Raw genomic sequence first — 23,155 nt, 5'->3', positions numbered from 1 at the left:
GGCGGGGCCGTGGCCGTCCCGTCCTGCCCGCGCTTCGTCCCTGCCGGCGCCCCGCCCGTCCCTTCGCTCTGGCCCGCAACCGCCCGCACGGCAAGGCTTTCCGCCTTCCAACACAACCGGACGGAATCGCCATGCAACGCCGCCACGACCTGGACCGGGTCCGCCTGTTCGCCTTCGCACTGCTGGTGCTCTACCACGTGGGCATGTACTACGTGACCTGGGACTGGCACGTGAAAAGCCCGGTGGCGAGCCTGGCGCCCGAGCCGTTCATGCTGCTGGCCAGCCCCTGGCGGATGTCGCTGCTGTTCCTTATTTCCGGCGTCGCCACCGCCTACATGCTGGAGGGAACCGGCGCCGGCGTCCTCCGCCGCCGGTCGCGCCAGCTGCTGTTGCCGCTGCTGTTCGGCATGCTGGTGATCGTGCCGCCACAGGCCTACCTGCAGGTGGTCGAACAGCTGCCGGGCGGCTACGCCGGCGGCGGCCTCGACTTCTATGCCAAGTACCTGCGCGGCTACCACGGATTCTGCGACGCCGCGGGCGACTGCCTGGCCCTGCCGACCTGGAACCACCTGTGGTTCCTGCCCTACCTGTGGTGCTACACGCTGATGGCCTGGCTGCTGTGGCACGGCCTGCCGGCGCCGGCACTGGCCCGGCTGCGCGCCTGGAGCGGCCGCGCCCTGCAGGGCTGGGGAGCGCTGCTGGTACCGTTCCTGCTGCTGACGCTGGCCCGGCTGCTGCTGGTCGCGCGGTTCGAGCAGAGCCATGCACTGCTCGACGACTGGTACAACCATGCCCAGTACGCGAGCGTCTTCCTGATCGGCTTCCTGGCCGCCTTCAACGAGGGCTTCTGGCGCTCCCTGCAGCGCCTGCGCTGGCCGGCGCTGCTGCTGGCCGCCGCCAGCTACGCACTGCTGATCCATGCCTGGTACTTCTCCGGCCATGACGATGCGCACCCGGTGCCGGAGACCCTGCGCCTGTGGCTGCGCGGCGCCTGGGCGCTGGACCAGTGGTGCGCGATCGCCGCCCTGCTCGGCTTCGCCTACCGCTGGCGCGACGCCGACAGCCCGCTGCTGCGCTACCTGAGCCTGGCCGTGTTTCCGCTCTACATCCTCCACCAGACGGTGATCGTGGTACTGGCCCATGCCCTGAAGCCGCTGCACATCCCCGCCCCGGCCGAAGCCCTGCTGCTGGTGGCGGCGACGTTCGCCCTGTGCCTGGCGGCCCATGCGGTGATCCGCCGCATCGGCTGGCTGCGGCCGTTGTTCGGCCTCACGCGGCATGCGCCGGCATCCGCATCCCCGCCAGGCGGCACCGTCGACGCACCGCGCCGAGCGCCGCCATCGGGTACCGGCAAGGCGGCACGATCACCGGCCACGGCGGACAGCGCAGCCGACTAGGCCGGCCGGCAATGCTCCACGATCAGCTGGATCGCGCCGCCGCCCCGGTAGTCGTCGCTGACCAAGCGATAGGCCAGGTGCACCCGCTCGCCCGGCGCGTTGCCGGTCCAGCCGCCGAAATGGATGGCGTTCAGCGGCGCGGCCAGGCCCGGCAGGCGCAGCTCCAGCTTCAGGTGGCGCTCCTTCAGCACCCGCCACTTCAACACCTCGAAGTGGCCGTCGAACAGGGGCTCGGGAAAGCCCTGTCCCCAGGGCCCGGCCAGCCGCAGCGCCTCGGCATGCGGGAAGTCGAATTCGGCGGCGGACAGCTCGCCGTCGCTGAGCAGCTGTTGCTGCAGCAGCGCCGGGTCCAGTGAGGCCAGCACCTGCTGCTCGAACACGCCGCGGAACGCATCCAGCCGCTCCAGCGGAAGGCTCAGGCCCGCGGCCATGGCATGGCCGCCAAAGCGTTCGATCAGGCCCGGATGCCGCGCATCGACGGCCGCCAGCGCATCGCGGATGTGGAAGCCGGGAATCGAGCGCGCCGAACCGCGCAGCACCTGCGCGCCCGGCTCGGACGGGGCGAAGGCGATCACCGGACGGTGCAGGCGGTCCTTCATCTTCGAGGCCACCAGCCCGACCACGCCCGGATGCCACTGCGCATCGAACAGGCAGGCCGCGACCGGACGCTCGCCGCTGCCTTCCAGGAGCACCCGCGCCACCGCCTGCTCGGCGTCGTCGGTCATCGACTGCTGCACCGCGCGGCGCTCGGCATTGATCTCTTCCAGCAGCGCGGCGATCTCGCGTGCCTGCGCGGCATCCTCGGTGAGCAGCAGCTCGATGCCCAGCGCCATGTCCTCCAGCCGCCCGGCCGCGTTCAGCCGCGGCCCCAGCGCAAAACCGATATCGCTGGCGCTCAGCCGGCGCGGGTCGCGGCCGCTGGCGGCGATCAGCGCCTGCAGCCCGGTACAGCCCTTGCCGGCGCGCAGCCGGCGCAGCCCGGCCGCCACCAGCGCCCGGTTGTTGTCGTCCAGCGCCACCAGGTCGGCCACCGTGCCCACCGCCACCAGGTCCAGCAACGTCCCCAGGTCCGGCCCCTTGCCGTCGGCGAAGGCACCAACCTCGCGCAGGTGCCGCCGCAGGGCCATCAGCACGTAGAAGATTACCCCCACGCCGGCCAGCGCCTTGCTCGGGAAGGCATCGCCCTCCAGGTTCGGATCGACGATGGCATCGGCGGGCGGCAGGCGTTCACCGGGCAGATGGTGGTCGGTGACCAGCACCTGCCAGCCCAGTGCCTTGGCCGCCTCGACGCCGGCATGGCAGGCGATGCCGTGGTCCACGGTCACCAGCAGGTCCGGCTGCAGCGGCGCCAGCTCGGCCACCAGCGACGGCGACAGCCCGTAGCCGTGCAGCATGCGGTTGGGCACCGCATGGCGGACGTCGCGGGCACCGAGCAGGCGCAGGCCGCGCACGCCCACCGCGCAGGCGGTGGCGCCGTCGCAGTCGAAATCGCCCACGACCAGGATGCGCTTGCCGGCATCGATCGCCGCGGCCAGCAGGGCCACCGCCGCCGGCATGCCGCCCAGCAGCTCCGGTGCGTGCAGCTGGGCCAGCTTCGGCTGCGCCTGCTGCGTCGAATGCACGCCACGCGCGGCATAGAGGCGGCGCAGCAGCGGCAGGGTGTCCGGATCCCACTGCCCGCCCTCGACGGTCGCCCGGCGGACGATGCTCAGGGCCTCAGTCATCACGCAACGCCGCCACCGGCTTCTTCCAGAAACGCCAGCGCTGGCCACGCCGCAGGCGGTAGTCGCTGCCATCCTCGAAATCCAGCACCAGCTCGTGCAGCTCGCCCCGCGCCAGCGCATCGAGCAGCGGCGCGATGGCCTCGCCGGTGAGCTGCTCCAGCGAGCGCAGCTGGCGCAGGTCCACCAGTGCATCCACGGCCTGGTCGCCCTCGACCCGCACCCCGGCCATCATCGCCAACCCCTGCAGCAGCGCGTCGCGGCTGCGGACCTGCGCATGCGCGGTCCGTACCGTGCCGGGCAGCCGCCCCGCACCCCAGAACCACAGCGAGTTGACCGCGCGCAGGCCCTGCGCCGCGCGTTGCTGGTTCCAGGGGTGCTGGTGCAGCACCACCTGCGCCTCGGTCAGCAGCGCCCGCCAGCGGCGGCCGTGGTCGCCCTCGGGCAGGTGCGAGAACAGGTCGTCGCCCAGCGCCGCTTCGGGCGCGGCGAAGGCCGGCAACGGAGTATCGCCGGGCAGGCGCAGGTACCAGCGCGCCGCGACCGGCGCGTCCAGCTGGAACCCGAAGCCGGCGAACAGCGGCTGCAGCGCGGGCAGCAGCGCCGCGCTGTCGGCCGGCTCCAGCTGCAGGGCCTCGGCCGAGGCCATCAACCGTGCGCCGTGCATGTCCGGCACCACGTTGGCCGGGTCGGCACGCAGCCACAGGCCGTCGCCGGCATCGCCGGCATCGACCTGGCGGGTCAGTGCGGCCACCGCCAGCGCATCCGTCGGCAGGTCGAAGTGGCGGCGCAGCTGCGCCGCCTCCCCGGCCGCGCCGGTCCTGCGCTCGGCGCGGCCCAGGGCCGCCGCCACCCGTGCCGGCAGCGCGCCGGCCGGAAAGCGGTCGCGCGCCGGCAGCAGCAGCGTGGCCCTGGCCATCGTCAATCCAGGTATTCGACGCTGACGATCTCGTACTCGCGCTGGCCGGCGGGCGCGTCGATGGCGACCGCGTCGCCTTCGTTCTTGCCGATCAGCGCCCGCGCCACCGGCGAGGAGATGGCGATCAGGCCCAGCTTGATGTCCGCTTCCAGGTCGCCGACGATCTGGTAGCGCTTCTCCTCGTCGGTCTCCACGTCGGCCAGCACCACGGTGGCGCCGAACACCACCCGGCTGCCGACGTTGAGCTTGGCGATGTCGATGATCTCGGCATGCGACAGCTCGCCTTCCAGCTGCTTGATGCGGCCTTCGATGAACCCCTGCTCCTCGCGCGCGGCGTGGTACTCGGCGTTCTCCTTGAGGTCGCCGTGCTCGCGCGCCTCGGCGATCGCGGCGATCACCTTCGGACGCTTCTCGGTCTTCAGCTGGTCCAGTTCTTCGCGCAGGCGCTGCGCGCCCTTCAGGGTGATGGGGGCTCTCATGCGTTCAACTCCTCATGCAGTTCCTGCAGTGCCCAGACCGGGCCGGTGCCGCGGAACTCCAGCGAGTGCACCAGCGCCTTGGCGCCGGCCACCGTGGTCGAATAGGTCAGGCGCTGCTGCAGGGCTTCGCGGCGGATCGAGAACGAGTCGTTGATCGCCGCACGGCCTTCGGTCGTGTTGACGATGTAGACGATCTCGCCGTTCTTGATGCTGTCGACGATGTGCGGACGGCCTTCGACCACCTTGTTGACCACCTCGCAGGCCAGTCCCTGCTGCTGCAGCCAGGCGGCGGTGCCGCGCGTGGCCACCAGCGAGTAGCCGCGCTCGACCAGGCCCTGGACCGCCGACAGCACGCGCGGCTTGTCGGCATCGCGCACCGAGATGAAGGCCTTGCCCGGGGGCGGCGCCTTGATGCCGGCGGCCTCCTGGGCGCGCGCGAACGCGGCGCCGAAGCTGCGGCCCACGCCCATCACCTCGCCGGTGGAGCGCATTTCCGGCCCCAGGATCGGGTCCACGCCCTGGAACTTGGCGAACGGGAAGATGGCTTCCTTCACCGAGTAGTAGTCCGGCACGACCTCGCCGGTCGCGCCCTGCTCGGCCAGGGTCATGCCGGCCATGCAGCGCGCGGCGATCTTGGCCAGCGCCACGCCGGTGGCCTTGGACACGAACGGCACCGTGCGCGAGGCGCGCGGGTTGACTTCCAGCAGGTAGATCACGTCGTTGCCGTCGGCGTCGGTCTGGATCGCGAACTGGGTGTTCATCAACCCGACCACGTTCAGGGCCTTGGCCAGCTCGCCCACCTGGCGGCGCAGTTCGTCCTGGGTCGCCGGCGACAGTGAGTACGGCGGCAGCGAACACGAGGAATCGCCCGAGTGCACGCCGGCCTCCTCGATATGCTCCATCACCCCGCCGATCAGGACCTTGCCGTCCTTGTCGCAGATGATGTCGACGTCGGCCTCGACGGCGGCGTCGAGGAAGCGGTCCAGCAGTACCGGCGAATCGTTGGAGACCTTCACCGCGTCGCGCACGTAGCGGGCCAGGTCGGCCTCGCCGTAGACGATCTCCATGGCGCGGCCGCCGAGCACGTAGCTCGGGCGCACCACCAGCGGGTAGCCGATCTCGCGCGCCAGCAGCAGGGCTTCCTGGTCGTTGCGGGCGATGCGGTTCGGCGGCTGCTTCAGGCCCAGCGCGTCGACCAGCTGCTGGAAGCGCTCGCGGTCCTCGGCCAGGTCGATGGAGTCGGGCGAGGTGCCGATCACCGGCACGCCGTTGGCCTCCAGCGCACGGGCCAGCTTGAGCGGGGTCTGCCCGCCATACTGCACGATCACGCCCTTGGGCTGCTCCAGCTCGACGATCTCCAGCACGTCCTCCAGCGTCAGCGGCTCGAAGTACAGGCGGTCGGAGGTGTCGTAGTCGGTGGAGACGGTTTCCGGGTTGCAGTTGACCATGATGGTTTCATAGCCGTCCTCGCGCAGGGCGAGCGCGGCATGCACGCAGCAGTAGTCGAACTCGATGCCCTGGCCGATGCGGTTCGGCCCGCCGCCCAGGATCATGATCTTGTCGCGGTTGCTCGGCGCCGCCTCGCACTCGTCCTCGTAGGTCGAGTACAGGTAGGCGGTGCCGGTGGCGAACTCGGCCGCGCAGGAATCCACGCGCTTGTACACCGGACGCACCTTGTGCGCGCGGCGCAGGGCGCGCACGGCGCCTTCGTTGGTGCCGGTCAGCGATGCCAGGCGGGCATCGGAGAAGCCCGCACGCTTGAGCGCGCGCAGGCGCTCGCCGTCCAGCGCATCCAGGCCGGCGGCCTGCAGCTGCTGCTCGTCGGCGACGATCTCCTCGATCTGGTCCAGGAACCACGGGTCGATGTACGACAGGCCGTAGACCTCCTCCACGCCCATGCCGGCGCGGAAGGCGTCGCCGACGTAGAACAGGCGCTCCGCCCCCGGCGCCTGCAGTTCGCGCCTGAGGGTGGCCAGATCGTCCTCGTCGGCCAGGTCCAGGCCGGTGGGGTCGAGGCCGACCTTGCCGGTCTCCAGGCCGCGCAGGGCCTTCTGCAGCGACTCCTTGAAGGTGCGGCCCATGGCCATCACCTCGCCCACCGACTTCATCTGGGTGGTCAGGCGCGCGTCGGCCTGCGGGAACTTCTCGAAGGCGAAACGCGGGATCTTGGTGACGACGTAGTCGATGCTCGGCTCGAACGAGGCCGGGGTCAGGCCGCCGGTGATCTCGTTCTTCAACTCGTCCAGGGTGTAGCCGACCGCCAGCTTGGCGGCGATCTTGGCGATCGGGAAGCCGGTGGCCTTGGACGCCAGCGCCGACGAGCGCGACACCCGCGGGTTCATCTCGATGACCACCACCCGGCCGGTGTCCGGGTTGATGCCGAACTGCACGTTGGAGCCGCCGGTATCCACGCCGATCTTGCGCAGCACGGCGATGGAGGCATCGCGCAGGCGCTGGTATTCCTTGTCGGTCAGGGTCTGCGCCGGGGCCACGGTGATCGAGTCGCCGGTATGCACGCCCATCGGGTCGAGGTTCTCGATCGAGCAGACGATGATGCAGTTGTCCGCGGTATCGCGGACCACCTCCATCTCGAACTCCTTCCAGCCCAGCACCGACTCCTCGACCAGCACTTCGCTGGTCGGCGACAGCTCCAGGCCGCGGTTGACGATCTCCACCAGCTCTTCGCGGTTGTAGGCGATGCCGCCGCCGCTGCCGCCCAAGGTGAAGGACGGCCGGATGATGGTCGGGTAGCCGACCTGGGCCTGGATCTCCAGCGCCTCGTCCAGGGTATGGGCGACGGCGGCCTTCGGGCATTCCAGGCCGATCTCCTGCATCGCCACGCGGAACAGCTCGCGGTCCTCGGCCATGCGGATCGCGTCGCGCTTGGCGCCGATCAGTTCGACGCCGTACTTCTCCAACACGCCGTTGTCGGCCAGGTCCAGCGCGCAGTTCAGCGCGGTCTGCCCGCCCATGGTCGGCAGCAGCGCGTCCGGGCGCTCCTTGGCGATGATCTTCTCGACCGTCTGCCAGTTGATCGGCTCGATGTAGACCGCATCGGCCATCTCCGGGTCGGTCATGATCGTGGCCGGGTTCGAGTTGACCAGCACCACGCGGTAGCCCTCGTCGCGCAGCGCCTTGCAGGCCTGCGCGCCGGAATAGTCGAACTCGCAGGCCTGGCCGATGACGATCGGGCCGGCGCCGATGATGAGGATGGTCTTGAGGTCGGAGCGCTTGGGCATGTTCTTCTCTAAGTCTGTACAGCGTGACAAGTGGGGAGTGATCGCACGCTGTCGATCAGGCAGTCGGTCGGGCGCGGCGCCCGCGGCGCATCAGGCCTTGGCCTCGGCCATCGACGCGATGAAGCGGTCGAACAGCGACGCCACGTCGTGCGGGCCGGAAGAAGCCTCCGGATGGCCCTGGAAGGAAAAGGCCGGCGCATCGGCCAGCGCGATGCCCTGGATGGTCTGGTCGAACAGCGAGCGGTGGGTGACCCGCAGGTTGTCCGGCAGCCCGGCATCGTCGATCGCGAACCCGTGGTTCTGCGAGGTGATCATCACCCGCCCGCCGTCCAGCTCCTGCACCGGATGGTTGGCGCCGTGGTGGCCGTGGCCCATCTTCATCGTGCGCGCGCCCGCGGCCAGGCCGAGCAGCTGGTGGCCCAGGCAGATGCCGAAGGTCGGCACCTTCTTCGCCACGAATTCCCTGATCGCCGCGATGGCGTAGTCGCACGGCTCCGGGTCGCCGGGGCCGTTGGACAGGAACACGCCATCGGGTTGCATCGCCAGCACCTCGGCCGCCGGGGTCTGCGCCGGCACCACGGTCAGCGCGCAGCCGCGCTCGGCCAGCATGCGCAGGATGTTGACCTTCACCCCGAAGTCGTAGGCCACCACCTTGAAGCGCGGCTCGGCCCGGGCGAACTGCCCCTTGTCCAGGTCCAGCTGGCCTTCGTCCCAGGCATAGGCCTTGTCGGTGCTGACCACCTTGGCCAGGTCCATGCCCTTCAACCCGGGGAACTTCCGCGCCGCTTCCAGGGCCTTCTCGACATCGATGTCGCCGGCCATCAGCGCGCCGCTCTGGGCGCCGCGCTCGCGCAGGATGCGGGTCAGCTTGCGGGTGTCGATGCCGGCGATGGCCACCACCCCGCGCTGCTGCAGCCAGTCCGGCAGCGCGTGCTGGTTGCGCCAGCTGCTGGGACGGCGCGGCACGTCGCGCACGATCAGGCCCGCGGCCCACACCTGCGAGGCTTCGTCGTCCTGCGCGTTGGTGCCGGTGTTGCCGATGTGCGGATACGTCAGGGTGAGCATCTGCCGTGCGTAGGACGGATCGGTCAGCATTTCCTGGTAACCGGTCATGGCGGTGTTGAACACCACCTCACCCACGGACAGGCCGGGCGCGCCTACGGATTCGCCCTCGAATACGGTGCCGTCTTCGAGCACGAGGATTGCGGCTTGGGTCACAGGAATCTCACTTTGGCTACCGAGGGGGCTCCGAAGCCACGCCTGCGCCTACCGCAAAAACCGGTTGCAAAAAAGCGCGGACGGCGGTGTTAAACCGGTCCGGCTGACGTGATTCGGCGAGCGGGAATTGTACCGGCATGGATGCCGCCGACGCCAGCGCCACGTGCGCCGGCGGCGACGGCGGCCGGTGCGGGCTCAGCGGCCGGGTGTCCCCACCAGGTCGCGCACCCGGTAGTGCCCCGGCGGCCGGCCCGGCAGCTGCCGGGCCACGTGCAGCGCGCCGCGGGCGAAGATGTCGCGGTTGCCGGCGCGGTGGACCAGCTCCAGGCGCTCGCCCAGGCCGCTGAACTGGACCAGGTGCTCGCCGACGATGTCGCCGGCGCGGAGGCTGGCGTAGCGGGCCTCGGCACCGCCCTGGCGGGCCGCCTCGCCCAGGGTCAGCGCGGTCCCGGACGGCGCATCCTGCTTGTGCACGTGGTGCGACTCGACGATGTCGCAGTCCCAGCCCGGCAGGCTGGCCGCGGCGCGCTCGACCAGCTCGGCCAGCACCGCCACGCCGAGGCTGAAGTTGGTCGCCCAGGTCAGCGGGATCCGCTGCGCCGCAGCCGCCAGCGCCGCCTGCTGCGCGGCATCCAGGCCGGTGGTGCCGGAAACCAGGGCCGCGCCCCGTGCCAGGCACAGCGCCAGCACCGGGTCGAAGCCGTCGGGCAGGCTGAAGTCGATCGCGGCATCGAACGCCGGCACCCCGGACAGCTCGCTGGCGGCGAAGTGCGGCACGCCGTCGATCACCCGCTGCGCCGGCGCCCGGCGCACCACCGCGGCGACCACCTGCAGCGCCGGATCGTCCGCCGCCAGCCGCAGCAGGGCCTGGCCCATGCGGCCGGACGCACCATGGATCACTACTCGAACGGGGGCGGTATTCATGGCTGCACGCTACCGCGCCGGCGACCCGCGTTACAAGCGCCCGGCCGTCCCGCCCGCGCCGCGCCTGCGCCGGGCCCTTCCAGCGCAGGCCGGCTGCTACCCTGCCGGGCCCCTCCGCACTGACCCACGGCCCTGCCTCCATGAAGATTTCCGAACAGCTCGTCCTCGTCACCGGCGCCGGCCGCGGCCTTGGCGCCGCCCTGGCCCGTGCGTTCGCCCGCGAGGGCGCGCGCGTCCTCGTCAACTACCACCGCAGCCGCGACGCCGCCGAGGCCCTGGCCGGCGAGCTCGGCCAGGGGGCGCTGGCGCTGCAGGCCGACGTGCGCGACCGCGGCGCCGTCGCGGCGATGCTGGAGCAGGCGCAGCGGCATTTCGGCGCGCCGGTGGCCACCGTGGTCAACAACGCGCTGATGGACTTCTCCTTCAACGGCGACGCCCGCGCCAAGGCCGACAGCATCGACTGGCAGGACTTCAGCCGCCAGTTCGAGGGCAGCGTGCAGGGCGCCCTGAACACCGTGCAGGCCGCCCTGCCCGGCATGCGCACCCAAGGCTTCGGCCGGATCATCAACATCGGGACCAACCTGTTCCAGAACCCGGTGGTGCCCTACCACGACTACACCGCGGCCAAGGCGGCCCTGCTGTCGCTGACCCGGACCCTGGCCGGCGACCTCGGCCCGGACGGGATCACCGTCAACATGCTCTCCGGCGGCCTGCTGCGCACCACCGACGCCAGCGCCGCCACGCCCGAGGCGGTGTTCGACTACATCGCCGCCAACACGCCGCTGCGGCAGGTGACCACGCCGGCCGAGTTCGCCGACGCGGCACTGTTCTTCGCTTCGCCCTGGGCGCGCTCGGTCACCGGCCAGAACCTGGTGGTGGACGGCGGCCTGGTGCGCGACTGACCCCCGTACAGCACGACGCCGGGACAGGCCCGGCGTCGTGTTCCGACAACTCAGTGCTGGCGGGGCGGCGGCGGCCCGCAGCTGTCGCAGCCGCCGCAGGCGCCCCCGGTGGCCGCCGGCGGGGCCAGGCGGCGCCCCCAGGCCTGCAGCCGCGGCGGGTGCTGCGGGCGCAGCAGCCACAGCGCCAGCGCCCCGCGCACCCGGCGCACCGTGCCCGGGAACTGCTTCTTCAGCACCACCCAGGCACTGGCCAGCACCGCCAGGGCGATGAGCAGGTACTGCAGCAGCAGGCCGCGCTGCATCAGCCGCCCCCCAGCGCCACGGCCACCTGGTAGGTCACCAGCGCGGCCAGGTAGGCGGCCACGAACAGGTACACCGTCGCGAACGCCATCTGCTTCCAGGAGTTGGTCTCGCGCTTGATCGTGGCCAGCGTGGAGATGCACATCGGCGCATAGATGAACCACACCATCAGCGACAGCCCCGTGGCCAGGGTCCAGCCATCGCTGATCACCGGCGTCAGCGCCTGGATGGCGGCGTCGTCGTCGGCCGCGGACAGCGCGTAGATCGTCGCCAGCGACGAGACCGCCACTTCCCGGGCGCCCATGCCCGGGATCAGCGCGATGCAGATCTGCCAGTTGAAGCCCAGCGGCGCGAAGAACACCGCCATCGCGTGGCCCATGCGCCCGGCGAAGCTGTAGTCGATGGCCGGCAGGGCGGCGTCGGCCGGGGCCCCCGGGAACGACAGCAGGAACCACAGCAGGATGGTCAGGGCCAGGATGATGCCGCCGACCCGCTTGAGGAAGATCATGCCGCGCTCATACAGGCCCACGGCCAGGTCGCGCGGGTGCGGCAGGCGGTAGGACGGCAGCTCCAGCAGCAGCGGGTGCTCGCTCTTGTCGCGGCGGAAGCGCTTCATCGTCCAGGACATGACCAGCGCGCTGAGGATGCCCGCGGCATACAGCGCGAACAGCACCAGCCCCTGCTGGTTGAAGATCCCCCACACGGTCCTGGCCGGAATGAATGCCCCGATCAGCAGCGCATACACCGGCAGCCGCGCCGAGCAGGTCATCAACGGCGCGACCAGGATGGTCGCCAGGCGGTCGCGCGGGTCCTGGATGCTGCGGGTGGACATGATCCCCGGCACCGCGCAGGCGAAGCTGGACAGCAGCGGGATGAACGAACGCCCCGACAGCCCCGCCGCGGCCATCATCCGGTCCAGCAGGAACGCCGCGCGCGGCAGGTAGCCGGATTCCTCCAGCGCCAGGATGAAGAAGAACAGGATCAGGATCTGCGGCAGGAACACCACCACGCTGCCGATGCCGACGATGACGCCGTCCACCAGCAGGCTGCTCAACGGCCCCTCCGGCAGCAGCGCGGACGCGTTCTCGGCCAGCCAGGCAAAGCCCGCCTCGATGCCGTCCATCAGCGGCGTGGCCCAGGCGTAGACGGCCTGGAAGATCAGGAACATCACCACCGCCAGGGTCAGCAGGCCGAACAGCGGGTGCAGCAGCCAGCGGTCCAGCACATCGTCCACCCGCGCGGTGCGCGTCGGCATCCGCACCGCCGCGTCCAGGATCTGGCGGACATGGGCATGGTGGTCGGCTTCCACCACCGGCTCGGGCAGCGGCAGCGACGCCAGCTGCGGCACCAGCGCATCGATGCGCTCGACCAGTGCCCTGGCGCCGTTGCGCCTGACCGCCACCGTTTCCACCACCGGCACGCCCAGCGCCTGCTCCAGCGCCGGCACATCGATCTCGATGCCGCGCCGGCGCGCGGCGTCGACCATGTTCAGGGCGATGATCATCGGCTTGCCCAGCTCGCGCACTTCCAGCGCGAAGCGCAGGTGCAGCCGCAGGTTGGTCGCATCGACCACGCACACCAGCGCGTCCGGCGCGGCCTCGCCCGGGTAGAACCCCCGGCACAGGTCGCGGGTGATCGCCTCGTCCAGGCTGGCCGGCTGCAGGCTGTAGGCGCCGGGCAGGTCCAGCACCGCATACTCGCGGCCGGACGGGCCGCGCATGCGCCCTTCCTTGCGCTCCACCGTGACCCCGGTGTAGTTCGCCACCTTCTGGCGGCTGCCGGTGAGCTGGTTGAACAGCGCGGTCTTGCCGCAGTTCGGGTTGCCCACCAGGGCCAGCCGCGAGACGTCGCCGGGCGCGCTCATGCCGCCACCGCCCGTGCGATGCGCACGCGCGCGGCTTCGCTGCGGCGCAGCGCGAACCGGGTGAAACCGACCTGCACCAGCAGCGGCTCGCCTCCCAGCGGCCCCTGCGCCACGACGCACACGTCCTCGCCACTGACGAAGCCCAGCTCGCGCAGGCGGCGGGCGATCGCGTCGTTGGCATGCAGGTCCTGCACCCCCTCGACCTGGGCGGATGCGTGCAAGGGCAACTCTGACAATGTCACGGGACGGGCGCCTTCGGGTTATCGATAAGAATGGTTATCAATTCTAGCATCGGCATTCCGTGCCGGGACACGCCGGCGGCTGCCGTTATGATCTGCCGCACCCGCCTGCATGGAACTCCGATGAACGCTGCCCTGCTCGTGAACCGCCGTGGCGCCGTGGCGACGCTCCAGCTGAACCGCCCCGGGCTGCACAACGCCTTCGACGCGGCCCTGATCGACACGCTGACGCGGGCGCTGGAGGCCCTCGCCACCGATCCGGACGTGCGTGCCGTGGTCCTGGCCGGCGCCGGGCCGTCCTTCTCGGCCGGCGCCGACCTGCAGTGGATGCGTGCCATGGCCGGCGCCTCGCAGGAGGAGAACCGCCAGGATGCGCTGGCCCTGGCCCGGCTGATGCGCACCCTGGACGAGCTGCCCAAGCCCACCCTTGCCCGTGTGCACGGTGCCAGCTTCGGCGGCGGCGTCGGCCTGGTGGCCTGCTGCGACATCGCCATCGCCGCCGAGGGCGCGCGTTTCGGCCTGACCGAGAGCCGCTTGGGCCTGCTGCCGGCGGTGATCTCGCCCTATGTCGTCGCCGCCATCGGCCCGCGCCAGGCGCGGCGCTGGTTCGCCACCGGCGAGCATTTCGACGCCGCCACCGCGCTGCGCATCGGCCTGGTGCACCAGGTGGTCGCCGCCGACGCGCTCGACGCCGCGGTGCAGGCGCAGCTGGACCTGCTCGGCAAGGCCGGCCCGGTCGCCGCGGCCTCGGCCAAGGCGCTGGTGCGCGAGGTCCATGCCGGCGCCGGCGACCGCGACGCGCTCGACCGCGCCAATGCAGGGCTGATCGCCGCGCTGCGCGCCTCGGACGAGGGCCGCGAGGGCCTGTCCGCCTTCCTCGACAAGCGCCCGCCGCGCTGGACCAGCGGGGAAGCGCGATGAGCGACGTCGTCCGCATCGTCGAGGTCGGCCCGCGCGACGGCCTGCAGAACGAGAAGCGGCAGGTCGCCACCGCCGACAAGATCGCGTTGGTCGACCGGCTGTCGGCCACCGGCCTGCGCACCATCGAGGCCACCAGCTTCGTCAGCCCGAAGTGGGTGCCGCAGCTGGCCGACGCCGCCGAGGTCATGGCCGGCATCCAGCGCCGCCCCGGCATCGCCTACCCGGTGCTGGTGCCCAACGAACAGGGCTACGAACGCGCGCTGGCGGCCGGCGCCCGGGAAGTGGCGGTGTTCACCGCCGCCTCCGAGCAGTTCAACCGCACCAACACCAATGCCGGCATCGACGAATCGCTGCAGCGCTTCGCGCCGGTCCTGGCCCGGGCGGAAGCCGATGGCATCCCCGTGCGCGGCTACGTGTCCACCGTGCTCGGCTGCCCCTACCAGGGCGAGGTGCCGCTGGCCGACGTGGTACGCGTGGCCCGCGCACTGCACGGCATGGGCTGCCACGAGATCTCGCTGGGCGACACCATCGGCGTGGGCACGCCACGGAAGGCGCGCGCGATGCTGCGCGCGGTGGCCGCGGAGGTGCCGATGGCCGCGCTGGCGGTGCATTTCCACGACACCTATGGACAGGCGCTGGCCAACATCGCCGCCTGCCTGGAGGACGGCGTGCGCGTGGTCGATTCGGCCGTGGCCGGCACCGGCGGCTGCCCGTACGCGCGGGGCGCCAGCGGCAACGTCGCCAGCGAGGACGTGGTCTACCTGCTGCATGGCATGGGCCTGGACACCGGCATCGACCTGCCGGCCCTGGCCGACACCGGGCGCTGGCTGGCCGGCGTACTGGGCCGCGATACCGGCAGCAGGGTCGGCAAGGCGATGGCCCATGACTGAGATCCGGACAGCGGCCGCCCCATGATCCGCACCGTCCTTCTCGCCGCCGCCCTGCTCCCGGCCGGCGGGGCCCTCGCCGCCTCGGCGGTGGCCTTCTCCGCCGACGGCGCCTACGGGTTCGCCTACGACCATCCCTCCACCAGCCTTGCCCTGCAGACCGCCGTGGCCCATTGCGCGCGCCGTTCCGCCCACTGCAGCACCGTGGCCAGCACCTCGGCCGGCACCGGCTACTCGGCCATCGCCAGTGGCAGCGGCGCTTTCGGCCATGCGCTGGGCGAAGGCGACGAACGCACCGCCATCGACAAGGCCCTGGCCCGCTGCCGGCGCGCGGCGGACGACTGCCGGCTGGAATTCCTGTGGCGCGAGAAACCGGCGGCCGCGCCGGCGCACGGGCTTCCGCCGCTCCCGGCACCACCGCCCCCGACCTCGGCCGGTGCGGCCGCCCCCGCCTGTGCGGGCGACCGCATCGGCTAGAATCAGCGGCCAACTCCTTGCAGGTAGGGTCCCGATGCAGCTGTCCTCTGTCCGCGCCGTCGTTACCGGCGGTGTCTCCGGCCTCGGCCTGGCCGTGGCCGGGCACCTGGTCGCCAACGGCGGCAAGGTCGCCCTGTTCGACCTCAACGAGGAGAAAGGCGCCGCCGCGGTCGCCGGGCTGGGCACGGACAACGCCCGCTACTTCACCACCAACGTCACCGACGAGGCCGGCGTGGCCGCCAACCTGGCCGCCGCGCGCGAGTTCTTGGGCGGGCTGAACGTGGTGATGAACTGCGCCGGCATCCTCGGCGCCGGCCGCGTGCTCGGCCGCGAGGCGCCGATGCCGCTGGCCAACTTCCAGGCCACGGTGATGGTCAACCTGGTCGGCAGCTTCAACGTCGCCAAGGCCGCCGCCGACCTGATGCAGCACAACGAGGCCGGCAGCGACGGCGAGCGCGGGGTGATCATCAACACCGCCTCGGTCGCCGCCTACGAAGGCCAGATCGGCCAGGCCGCCTACTCCGCCTCCAAGGGCGGCGTGGTCGGCATGACCCTGCCGATGGCGCGCGAGCTGTCGCGCTTCGGCATCCGCGTGATGACCATCGCCCCCGGCGTGTTCTGGACGCCGATGGTGGACGGCATGCCGGCCAACGTACAGGAATCGCTGGCCGCCTCGATCCCGTTCCCTTCGCGCCTGGGCCAGCCGGACGACTTCGCCGCCCTGGTCGGCCACATCATCGGCAACCCCTACCTCAACGGCGAGACCATCCGCCTGGACGGCGCCGTGCGCCTGGCGCCCAAGTGATCCGCCCCGCGGGCGCCCGCCGGGCGCCCGTTTCGCATCCCCCCTTACCCCAACCGACTTTCCACGCATGAAAGCCAGCGATATCAAGAAAGGCAACGTCGTCGAGTACAACAACGGCGTCTATCAGGTCCGCGACATCGAGCGCAGCTCCCCGCAGGGCCGCGGCGGCAACGTCCGCTTCCGTTTCATCATGTACAGCGTGCCCGGCGGCAACAAGCTCGACGCCAGCTTCGACGCCGACGACAGCCTGTCCGAGGTGGAGCTGCTGCGCCGCCAGGCCAGCTACTCGTACATGGACGGCGACGCCTTCGTGTTCCTGGACGACGAGGACTACACCCCCTACACCCTGGACGCGGACGTGGTCGGCGACGACGCCGGCTACATCACCGAAGGCCTGGGCGGCATCTACGTGCAGGTGATCGACGAACAGCCGGTCGGCCTGCAGCTGCCGCAGCACGTGGCCCTGGAAGTGATCGAGACCCCGCCGGAGCTGAAGGGCGGCACCGCCACCAAGCGCCCGAAGCCGGCCAAGCTCTCCACCGGCCTGGAGATCATGGTCCCGGAGTACATCGCCAACGGCGAGCGCATCCTGGTCAACACCACCACCGGCGAATTCGGCGGCCGCGCCGACTGAGCGCGGCCAGCATGGCACTCAACCGGCGGCGGTACGCGCCGCCGGGAAGTACATCGATACGTCCGCACCGCCCAGCGCGGACGTGCCGATCTCGGCCATGCCGCCGGACTGCGCCGCGAACCCGTACACCTGGCTCAACCCGAGGCCGCTGCCCTCGCCCTCGGGCTTGGTGGTGAAGAACGGCTCGAACACGGTGTCGCGGATGTCCTGCCCGATCCCCGGGCCACTGTCGCCGACCGTGACCCGGACGAAGCGCGCATCCGCACCGCCCGGCGCCGGCGTGCGGGTTTCGGCACGGGTCCGCAGCACCACGGTGCCGGCCCCGCGCATCGCATCGCGGCTGTTGCCCAGCAGGTTCAGCAGCGCCGCCTCCAGCTGCCCCGCGTCCAGCTCCACCTCGGGCAGCTCCGCCCCGAGATCGAGCACCACCTCCACGGCATCGCCGCAGACCTGCCGGTACAGCCCCAGCGAGGCCTCCAGCAGGGTGTTGATCTGGCTCCGCTGCGGCACCAGCGCATGGCCGCGGCCGAACAGCAGCATCTGCCGGTTCAGCCGCGCGCCGCGTTCGACCGCGCTGTGCGCCAGCTCCAGGATGCGCCGCGTGCCCTCGTCGCCGGCGCGGCGGGCGGCCAGCATGTCCAGGCTGTTGACGATCACCGACAGCAGGTTGTTGAAGTCGTGCGCGAGATCGAAGGACAGCTTGCCGAACGCATCCATCCGCTGCGCGCGCATCGCGCTTTCCTGCGCCTGGCGCATGCGCTTCTGGTTCTGGAAGGTCTCGGTGGCATCGCGCACCACCATCAGCACGCGTTCACCGCCGGCCTCCGGCATCACCCGCTCCAGGGTCAGCGCCGCGCGGAAACGGGTGCCGTCCTTGCGCACCAGCGGACAGGCGGACTGCTCGACCCCCTGCTCGCGCACCCGCGCCAACAGCATCCCCGGCATGTTCCGCTCCTGGTCGGCGCGGCTGAACAGGCAGGAAAAGCTGCGTCCGCGCAGCTCCTCTCCGCTGTAGCCGTAGAGCGCGTCCACCCCGGCGATGCTGCCGTGGATCATCCCCTCGCCATCCATCTCCAGGATCGCGCAGGAGCGCAGCCGCCTCAGTCCTTCCAGCAGTGCGCTGTCGTCGTCGCGGTGCGGTTGGCAGTACGTCATGTAGTTCAAACCCGGTCTCCGCTGGCGGTCACGGCCGCGCCGGCACCTCCGTGCCCGCCGCGTCCGCGCCGCTACCGTACCGCAATCGCAGTTGCCGGCGCAGGCGCGCGATGTTCACTTCCACGTCCTGAAGCTCCAGGCGCCGTGCCTGCGGCAGCCTGTTCAGCAACTCCCCGCGCAGTGCCTGTCCGTCATCGCCGGCAGCCTGCGCGCGCGCGGCCACCTCGTCGCGCAGCCGCGCCCGCTCGGCCTCCGAAGGCAGGCCGTAGCCCTCGCCGGCCAGCATGCCCGGCGCCAGCAGCATCCCGGTCTGCTCCAGCAGGGCACGGACGCGCGCGCGTCCGCCGGCATCGCCCCGCGGCGACACCAGGCCGCGCTTCAGCCATTCGCGCACCTGGCGCTCCTCGCGCCGTGCCGCCGCCTGTTCAAGCACCAGCAACGCCGCCAGGACGCGCTCGTCGTCCACGTCCATCCAGCGCCGGCGCGCAGCGGCCGGCAGCGCCCACCACTGCGCCACCGTGGTCTGCGGCAGGCCCAGCGCCGTGCGCAGGTCGCCGAACAGCTGCCGGTAGTGCGGCGCGGCGGACTCGAAGTAGTAGCCCTCGCGGATCGCGGTGGCACGGTCGCCCGGATGCGCTCCTGTCGCGCCATCGCGCGCCAGCCGGCGCAGCAGGCCGAGCGGCGTGATCGACGGCCGCTGCCGGGCGTCCAGCCGTGGCACCGCCGCGTGCAGCAGTTTCCAGGTCTCCACCGCGCAGTTGTTGTTGATGAAGTAGTAGCGCCCGTCGTAGGTCCAGTGCACCCGCGCGGCCTGTTCCAGCAGTGCCGCGATCTCCCCGCGCTGCAGCTGCAAGGGCGTGGAGGCCAGGCTGCGCAACTCCACCCGGGTGTAGTCCTCCACCACCCGCTCCAGGGGCAGTACGAACAGGCGCGACGGGTAGTCCCCGGTCAGCCCGCGCCAGCTGGACAGCTGCACGTCGTCGACGAAGGCGCGGAAGGACAGCACCCGGTGGTGCTGCAGGTCCATCCGGCAGTCCGGGCCCGGTGCGCGCCCCGGCGCGCACACCACCAGCCGCAACATGCCGTGGCCCCAGCGGCTCATCGGCTGCGCATTGCCCTCGGCCAGCAGGTAGTCCACCGCGTAGACGCGCGCCGGGTCCAGCTCCAGCAGCGCCGCGCCTCCCTCGTGCTCGCCGGCGTCGACGAACGGCAGCGCCGGGCTGCATGCCGGCGCCGGCGCCGGTGCCGGGAGCGGCCCCAGCGTCGCGGCGAACCAGCGGTGCAGCGCCGGGCGCCGGCAGGCGTTGTCGGCGTCGAGCAGGTAGTGCTCCAGGTTGACGGCGAAGAACTCGGCCGGGCTGCGCAGCTCGTAGGCATCCGGACTGCGCAGCAGGAACCGGTTGCGGCCACGGCCGGGCAGCAACGGCCGCGCCTGCCAGCCGGCCAGGTCCAGGAACCGCGGCTGCCGCGACCAGCCGCCCGCCGCGGAGCGGTCCAGCGCGTGGGCCAGCTCATGGATCAAGGCCGCCTGCGCCGGCCGCCATGCGGATGGGTCGGGCTTGCCGCGCGTCCCGTCCAGCGCCGCCAGCAGCCTGCGGTCCAGGCCGAGGCCGGTGCCGCGCGCGCGGCCGACGACCTGCGCCGGCAGGTCGTCGCGCCAGCGCAGTTGCAGGACCCGCCCATCGCCATCGCCATCGCGCAGAGGCGCCGGCAGCCGCGCCAGCACCTGCGCGACCAGCGCGGCGCTGGCCTGCCGCTCCCCCGTGGACAGGCCTTCGGTGGCGACCTCGATCCGCAGTGCGGCCTGCGCGGGTGCGGCGACCAGCGCGCACAGCAGCGCCAGCCCGCCACGCCGGCGCCGGCCGGCGGTGGTCACAAGACCAGGATCTTCCGTGCCAGCGCCATGTCGCTGGCATCGCGCGCGGCGGCATCGCGTTCGCGCAGGTGCCGCAGGGCCGCTTCCAGCCAGGCACCGCGGATCGCGCCGGCGCTGGCGATGAAGGTGGCGGCATCCTCGCGCGCCTCCAGCACCACCTTGTCGTCGCCGGACGAACTGCTGCTGGCGTTCGACGATGCGCCCGCCGAGGTGCCCGCCGAGCTTCCGGCGAAACTCGAGCACAGGGCCGGGAGCGGGAGGAACGCCAGGGCGAGCAGCAGGAACGGGCGGATCATCGGCGGGCACGCATCAGGGACGGGCCGCCAGCATACCGGGACGGGCCCGCTCAGGGATCGAACAGCTTGCCCGGGTTCATCAGTCCGTGCGGATCGAAAGCGCGCTTGACGCCCCGCATCAGCGCGATCTCGGCCGCATCGCGGGTGCTCTCCAGGTAGGGCTTCTTGACCAGGCCGATGCCGTGCTCGGCGGAAATGCTGCCGTCGAAACGGTGCAGCACCTCGGCCAGCAGCGTGGTCACATGCTCGCACTGGGAGAGGAACTCGGCATCGCCGGTGTCGTCGGGCTTGAGCACGTTGATGTGCAGGTTGCCGTCGCCGATATGCCCGAACCAGACCACGTCGAACTGCGGGTAGGCGCCGTTGATCAGCGCCTGCGACTCGGCCAGGAACGCCGGCATCGCCGAGATCCGCACCGACACGTCGTTCTTGTACGGCTTGTAGCGCGCGACCGACTCGGTGATGCCCTCGCGCAGGCGCCACAACTGCTGGGCCTGGGTGTCGCTGGCACTGATGACGCCGTCCAGCACCCAGCCCTGCTCCATGCAGTGCTCGAAGGCGGCCATCGCCGCCGCTTCGCCGGCCTCATCGGCCGAGGCGTACTCGGTGACCACGTAGTACGGGTGGATCTCCGTGAACGGGTACGGTGCCCCGTGCGCGGTGACGTGCTGCACCGCGCGGTCGGTGAAGAACTCGAAGGCCTCCAGCTGCATGCGCTCGCGGAACGCCGAGAACACCTGCATCAGCACCTCGAACGACGGCAGCGCCAGCAGCATGACATTGGTCGCCGGCGGCGGATCGGCCAGCTTCACCGTGGCCTCGACCACGATGCCCAGGGTGCCCTCCGAGCCGACCAGCAACTGGCGGAAGTCGTAGCCGCTGGAGTTCTTGATCAGGCCCTTGTTGAATGCCAGCAACTCGCCGTTGCCGGCCACGACCTTCAGCCCGGCGATCCACTCGCGGGTGTTGCCGTAGCGGATCACCCGGATGCCGCCGGCATTGGTGGCGATGTTGCCGCCGATCGAGCAGGAGCCGCGCGCGGCGAAATCCACCGGGTACAGCAGGCCCTGCTCGCGGGCCAGGTTCTGCAGGACCTCCAGCGGCATGCCCGCCTGCACCGTCAGGGTGCGGTCCACCGCATTGAAATCCAGCGCCTTGTTCAGCCGTTCCAGGCTCAGCACCAGTTCGCCGTCGGCCGCCACCGCGCCGCCGGACAGGCCGGTACGGCCGCCGGACGGCACCACCGCGACCTTGTGCGCGTTGGCCCAGCGCACCACCGCCTGCACCTCCTCGACGCTGCCCGGCAGCGCGATGGCCAGCGGCGCCGGGGTCCAGCGCCGGGTCCAGTCGCGCCCGTAATGCTCCAGGTCGGCCGGGTCGGTCTTCAGGCGCAGCCCCGGGCAGGCATGCAGGAGAGAGTCCAGGCGCGGATCGGTCATGGCGTAACTTTCGGCGTGTGAAAACCGGGAAGCCTGCCAGCCCGGCGACGGCACGTCCAGTCGCGCCGGCAATCGCGTGCAATGGCGCGATGCATTCAATTGAAACCGTTGCCCGGCAAGGCGTTTCCCCATGGCGCAGCGCACCAAAACGCCCCCTGGTTCTGGCATAGTGAACGGCCATCCACCGCAGGCCAGCGCTCCTCCCATGTCGCCCAAGAAGACCTCGTTCCCGAAGCAGGACATCCGCGTTTTGTTGCTGGAGGGGGTCAGTCCGACCGCCGTGGAGACGTTCAAGGCGGCAGGCTATTCGCAGATCGAATACCACACCAAGTCGCTGCCCGAGGACGAGCTGAAGGCGCGCATCGCCGAAGCCCACATCGTCGGCATCCGCTCGCGCACCCACCTGGACGCGGACGTGCTCGCGCACGCCAAGCGGCTGATGGCGGTGGGCTGCTTCTGCATCGGCACCAACCAGGTGGACCTGGAGGCGGCCGAGCTGGCCGGCATCCCGGTGTTCAACGCGCCCTATTCCAACACCCGCTCGGTGGCCGAGCTGGTGATCGCCGAGGCGATCATGCTCACCCGCGGCGTGCCGCAGAAGAATGCCGAGTGCCACCGCGGCGGCTGGTCCAAGTCGGCCGAGGGCAGTCATGAAGTGCGCGGCAAGACCCTGGGCATCATCGGCTACGGCCACATCGGCACCCAGGTCGGGGTGCTCGCCGAAGCGCTGGGCATGCAGGTGATCTTCCACGACATCGAGACCAAGCTGTCGCTGGGCAACGCGCAGCCGGCGGCCGGCCTGGACGACCTGCTCGCCCGCGCCGACATCGTCACCCTGCACGTGCCCGAGACCGCGGCCACGCAATGGATGATCGGCGCCGCGCAGCTGGCGGCGATGAAGCCCGGCGCGCACCTGATCAATGCCGCGCGCGGCACCGTGGTGGACATCGCCGCACTCGATGCGGCGCTGCGCTCGGGCCATGTCGGCGGCGCGGCGGTGGACGTGTTCCCGGTCGAACCCAAGGGCAACGGCGACCGCTTCGAATCGCCGCTGACCGCACACGACAACGTGATCCTGACCCCGCACGTCGGCGGCAGCACCCTGGAAGCACAGGACAACATCGGCGTCGAAGTGGCGGCCAAGCTGGTGCGCTACAGCGACAACGGCAGCACCCTGTCGGCGGTCAACTTCCCCGAGGTGACCCTGCCCGAGCACGAGCACAGCCTGCGCCTGCTGCACATCCACCGCAACGTGCCCGGCGTGCTGTCGCGGCTCAACGAGGTGTTCTCGCGGCACAACCTCAACATCGACGGCCAGTTCCTGCGCACCAACCCGAAGCTGGGCTACGTGGTGATCGACATCGGCGCCACCGAGGAACAGGCCAATGCGATCCGCGGCGAACTGGCCGCGATCGACGGCACCCTGCGCACCCGCATCCTGTACTGAACCCCGCGGCACCACC

21 protein-coding genes are annotated in these 23,155 nt (G+C 71.2%); 8 read left to right on the top strand and 13 right to left on the bottom strand.

Annotation, left to right across the window (positions count from 1 at the left end; all coding sequences use genetic code 11):
• Window positions 1-131: 131 nt before the first annotated feature.
• Window positions 132-1,397, top strand: coding sequence for an acyltransferase family protein (locus K5L01_RS03200; protein WP_250061890.1), 1,266 nt, complete (start codon window positions 132-134; stop codon window positions 1,395-1,397).
• Here K5L01_RS03200 and recJ read toward each other — a convergent pair.
• The 6 genes from recJ to dapB form a co-directional block, all read right to left on the bottom strand.
• Complete coding sequence (recJ, locus tag K5L01_RS03195) at window positions 1,394-3,121, bottom strand: single-stranded-DNA-specific exonuclease RecJ (protein WP_250061889.1); 1,728 nt, start codon at window positions 3,119-3,121, stop codon at window positions 1,394-1,396. The genes K5L01_RS03200 and recJ overlap by 4 nt on opposite strands.
• Window positions 3,114-4,037, bottom strand: coding sequence for a phosphoglycerate mutase (locus K5L01_RS03190; RefSeq protein ID WP_250061887.1), 924 nt, complete (start codon window positions 4,035-4,037; stop codon window positions 3,114-3,116). The genes recJ and K5L01_RS03190 overlap by 8 nt, the downstream gene beginning before the upstream one ends.
• A 2-nt stretch (window positions 4,038-4,039) precedes the next feature.
• A complete protein-coding gene (gene greA, locus K5L01_RS03185; protein ID WP_250061885.1) occupies window positions 4,040-4,516 on the bottom strand; it encodes a transcription elongation factor GreA in 477 nt (158 codons plus the stop codon).
• Window positions 4,513-7,755, bottom strand: a complete 3,243-nt coding sequence (gene carB, locus K5L01_RS03180) for a carbamoyl-phosphate synthase large subunit (RefSeq protein WP_250061884.1) — start codon at window positions 7,753-7,755, stop codon at window positions 4,513-4,515. Before carB ends, greA begins: the two co-directional genes overlap by 4 nt.
• A gap of 90 nt (window positions 7,756-7,845) precedes the next feature.
• Complete coding sequence (gene carA / locus K5L01_RS03175; protein ID WP_250061883.1) at window positions 7,846-8,973, bottom strand: glutamine-hydrolyzing carbamoyl-phosphate synthase small subunit; 1,128 nt, start codon at window positions 8,971-8,973, stop codon at window positions 7,846-7,848.
• Between the two features lie 195 nt (window positions 8,974-9,168).
• On the bottom strand, window positions 9,169-9,897 hold the full coding sequence (gene dapB / locus K5L01_RS03170; RefSeq protein ID WP_250061882.1) for a 4-hydroxy-tetrahydrodipicolinate reductase: 729 nt from the start codon (window positions 9,895-9,897) through the stop codon (window positions 9,169-9,171).
• Between the two features lie 140 nt (window positions 9,898-10,037).
• Between dapB and K5L01_RS03165 the strand changes: the two genes are divergently transcribed.
• On the top strand, window positions 10,038-10,799 hold the full coding sequence (locus K5L01_RS03165) for a 3-oxoacyl-ACP reductase (RefSeq protein WP_250061881.1): 762 nt from the start codon (window positions 10,038-10,040) through the stop codon (window positions 10,797-10,799).
• Between the two features lie 50 nt (window positions 10,800-10,849).
• Here K5L01_RS03165 and K5L01_RS03160 read toward each other — a convergent pair whose 3' ends face one another.
• Genes K5L01_RS03160 through K5L01_RS03150 form a run of 3 tightly spaced genes read right to left on the bottom strand, consistent with a single transcriptional unit; the run spans window position 10,850 to window position 13,205 of the window.
• Window positions 10,850-11,101, bottom strand: coding sequence for a DUF6587 family protein (locus K5L01_RS03160; RefSeq protein ID WP_250061880.1), 252 nt, complete (start codon window positions 11,099-11,101; stop codon window positions 10,850-10,852).
• Window positions 11,101-12,963 (bottom strand): ferrous iron transport protein B, encoded by a 1,863-nt coding sequence (feoB, locus tag K5L01_RS03155; protein WP_250061879.1) that lies wholly within the window; start codon window positions 12,961-12,963, stop codon window positions 11,101-11,103. The genes K5L01_RS03160 and feoB overlap by 1 nt, the downstream gene beginning before the upstream one ends.
• Window positions 12,960-13,205: a FeoA family protein gene (locus K5L01_RS03150; protein ID WP_250061878.1), complete on the bottom strand. Its 246-nt coding sequence runs from the start codon at window positions 13,203-13,205 to the stop codon at window positions 12,960-12,962. The genes feoB and K5L01_RS03150 overlap by 4 nt, the downstream gene beginning before the upstream one ends.
• A 120-nt stretch (window positions 13,206-13,325) precedes the next feature.
• On the opposite strand from K5L01_RS03150, the gene K5L01_RS03145 reads away from it, so the two are divergent.
• From K5L01_RS03145 to yeiP, 5 genes are all read left to right on the top strand, one after another.
• Window positions 13,326-14,123 (top strand): enoyl-CoA hydratase-related protein, encoded by a 798-nt coding sequence (locus K5L01_RS03145; protein WP_250061876.1) that lies wholly within the window; start codon window positions 13,326-13,328, stop codon window positions 14,121-14,123.
• Window positions 14,120-15,013, top strand: coding sequence for a hydroxymethylglutaryl-CoA lyase (locus K5L01_RS03140; RefSeq protein WP_250061873.1), 894 nt, complete (start codon window positions 14,120-14,122; stop codon window positions 15,011-15,013). Before K5L01_RS03145 ends, K5L01_RS03140 begins: the two co-directional genes overlap by 4 nt.
• 21 nt (window positions 15,014-15,034) lie before the next feature.
• The gene (locus K5L01_RS03135; RefSeq protein ID WP_250061871.1) at window positions 15,035-15,487 is read left to right on the top strand and encodes a DUF4189 domain-containing protein; all 453 of its coding nucleotides are present in this window, start codon (window positions 15,035-15,037) and stop codon (window positions 15,485-15,487) included.
• Window positions 15,488-15,521: 34 nt separating this feature from the next.
• Window positions 15,522-16,292, top strand: a complete 771-nt coding sequence (locus K5L01_RS03130; RefSeq protein WP_250061869.1) for an SDR family NAD(P)-dependent oxidoreductase — start codon at window positions 15,522-15,524, stop codon at window positions 16,290-16,292.
• A gap of 67 nt (window positions 16,293-16,359) precedes the next feature.
• Complete coding sequence (gene yeiP / locus K5L01_RS03125) at window positions 16,360-16,926, top strand: elongation factor P-like protein YeiP (RefSeq protein WP_250061868.1); 567 nt, start codon at window positions 16,360-16,362, stop codon at window positions 16,924-16,926.
• Window positions 16,927-16,944: 18 nt separating this feature from the next.
• On the opposite strand, the gene K5L01_RS03120 is transcribed toward yeiP, so the two are convergent.
• Genes K5L01_RS03120 through K5L01_RS03105 form a run of 4 tightly spaced genes read right to left on the bottom strand, consistent with a single transcriptional unit; the run spans window position 16,945 to window position 21,692 of the window.
• Window positions 16,945-18,081, bottom strand: coding sequence for a two-component system sensor histidine kinase NtrB (locus tag K5L01_RS03120; protein ID WP_250061866.1), 1,137 nt, complete (start codon window positions 18,079-18,081; stop codon window positions 16,945-16,947).
• Between the two features lie 28 nt (window positions 18,082-18,109).
• On the bottom strand, window positions 18,110-19,957 hold the full coding sequence (locus tag K5L01_RS03115; protein WP_250061864.1) for a DUF7844 domain-containing protein: 1,848 nt from the start codon (window positions 19,955-19,957) through the stop codon (window positions 18,110-18,112).
• A complete protein-coding gene (locus tag K5L01_RS03110; protein WP_250061862.1) occupies window positions 19,954-20,253 on the bottom strand; it encodes a DUF2388 domain-containing protein in 300 nt (99 codons plus the stop codon). The genes K5L01_RS03115 and K5L01_RS03110 overlap by 4 nt, the downstream gene beginning before the upstream one ends.
• 50 nt (window positions 20,254-20,303) lie before the next feature.
• A complete protein-coding gene (locus K5L01_RS03105) occupies window positions 20,304-21,692 on the bottom strand; it encodes an FAD-binding oxidoreductase (RefSeq protein ID WP_250061860.1) in 1,389 nt (462 codons plus the stop codon).
• A gap of 205 nt (window positions 21,693-21,897) precedes the next feature.
• On the opposite strand from K5L01_RS03105, the gene serA reads away from it, so the two are divergent.
• Window positions 21,898-23,139: a phosphoglycerate dehydrogenase gene (serA, locus tag K5L01_RS03100; RefSeq protein WP_250061858.1), complete on the top strand. Its 1,242-nt coding sequence runs from the start codon at window positions 21,898-21,900 to the stop codon at window positions 23,137-23,139.
• The last annotated feature ends 16 nt before the right edge of the window (window positions 23,140-23,155 follow it).

The sequence above is a fragment of the Stenotrophomonas mori genome (genome assembly GCF_023556335.1).
In the GTDB taxonomy this organism is placed as follows: Bacteria; Pseudomonadota; Gammaproteobacteria; order Xanthomonadales; family Xanthomonadaceae; genus Stenotrophomonas; species Stenotrophomonas mori.
This window is presented reverse-complemented; position numbering and strand designations above follow the sequence as displayed.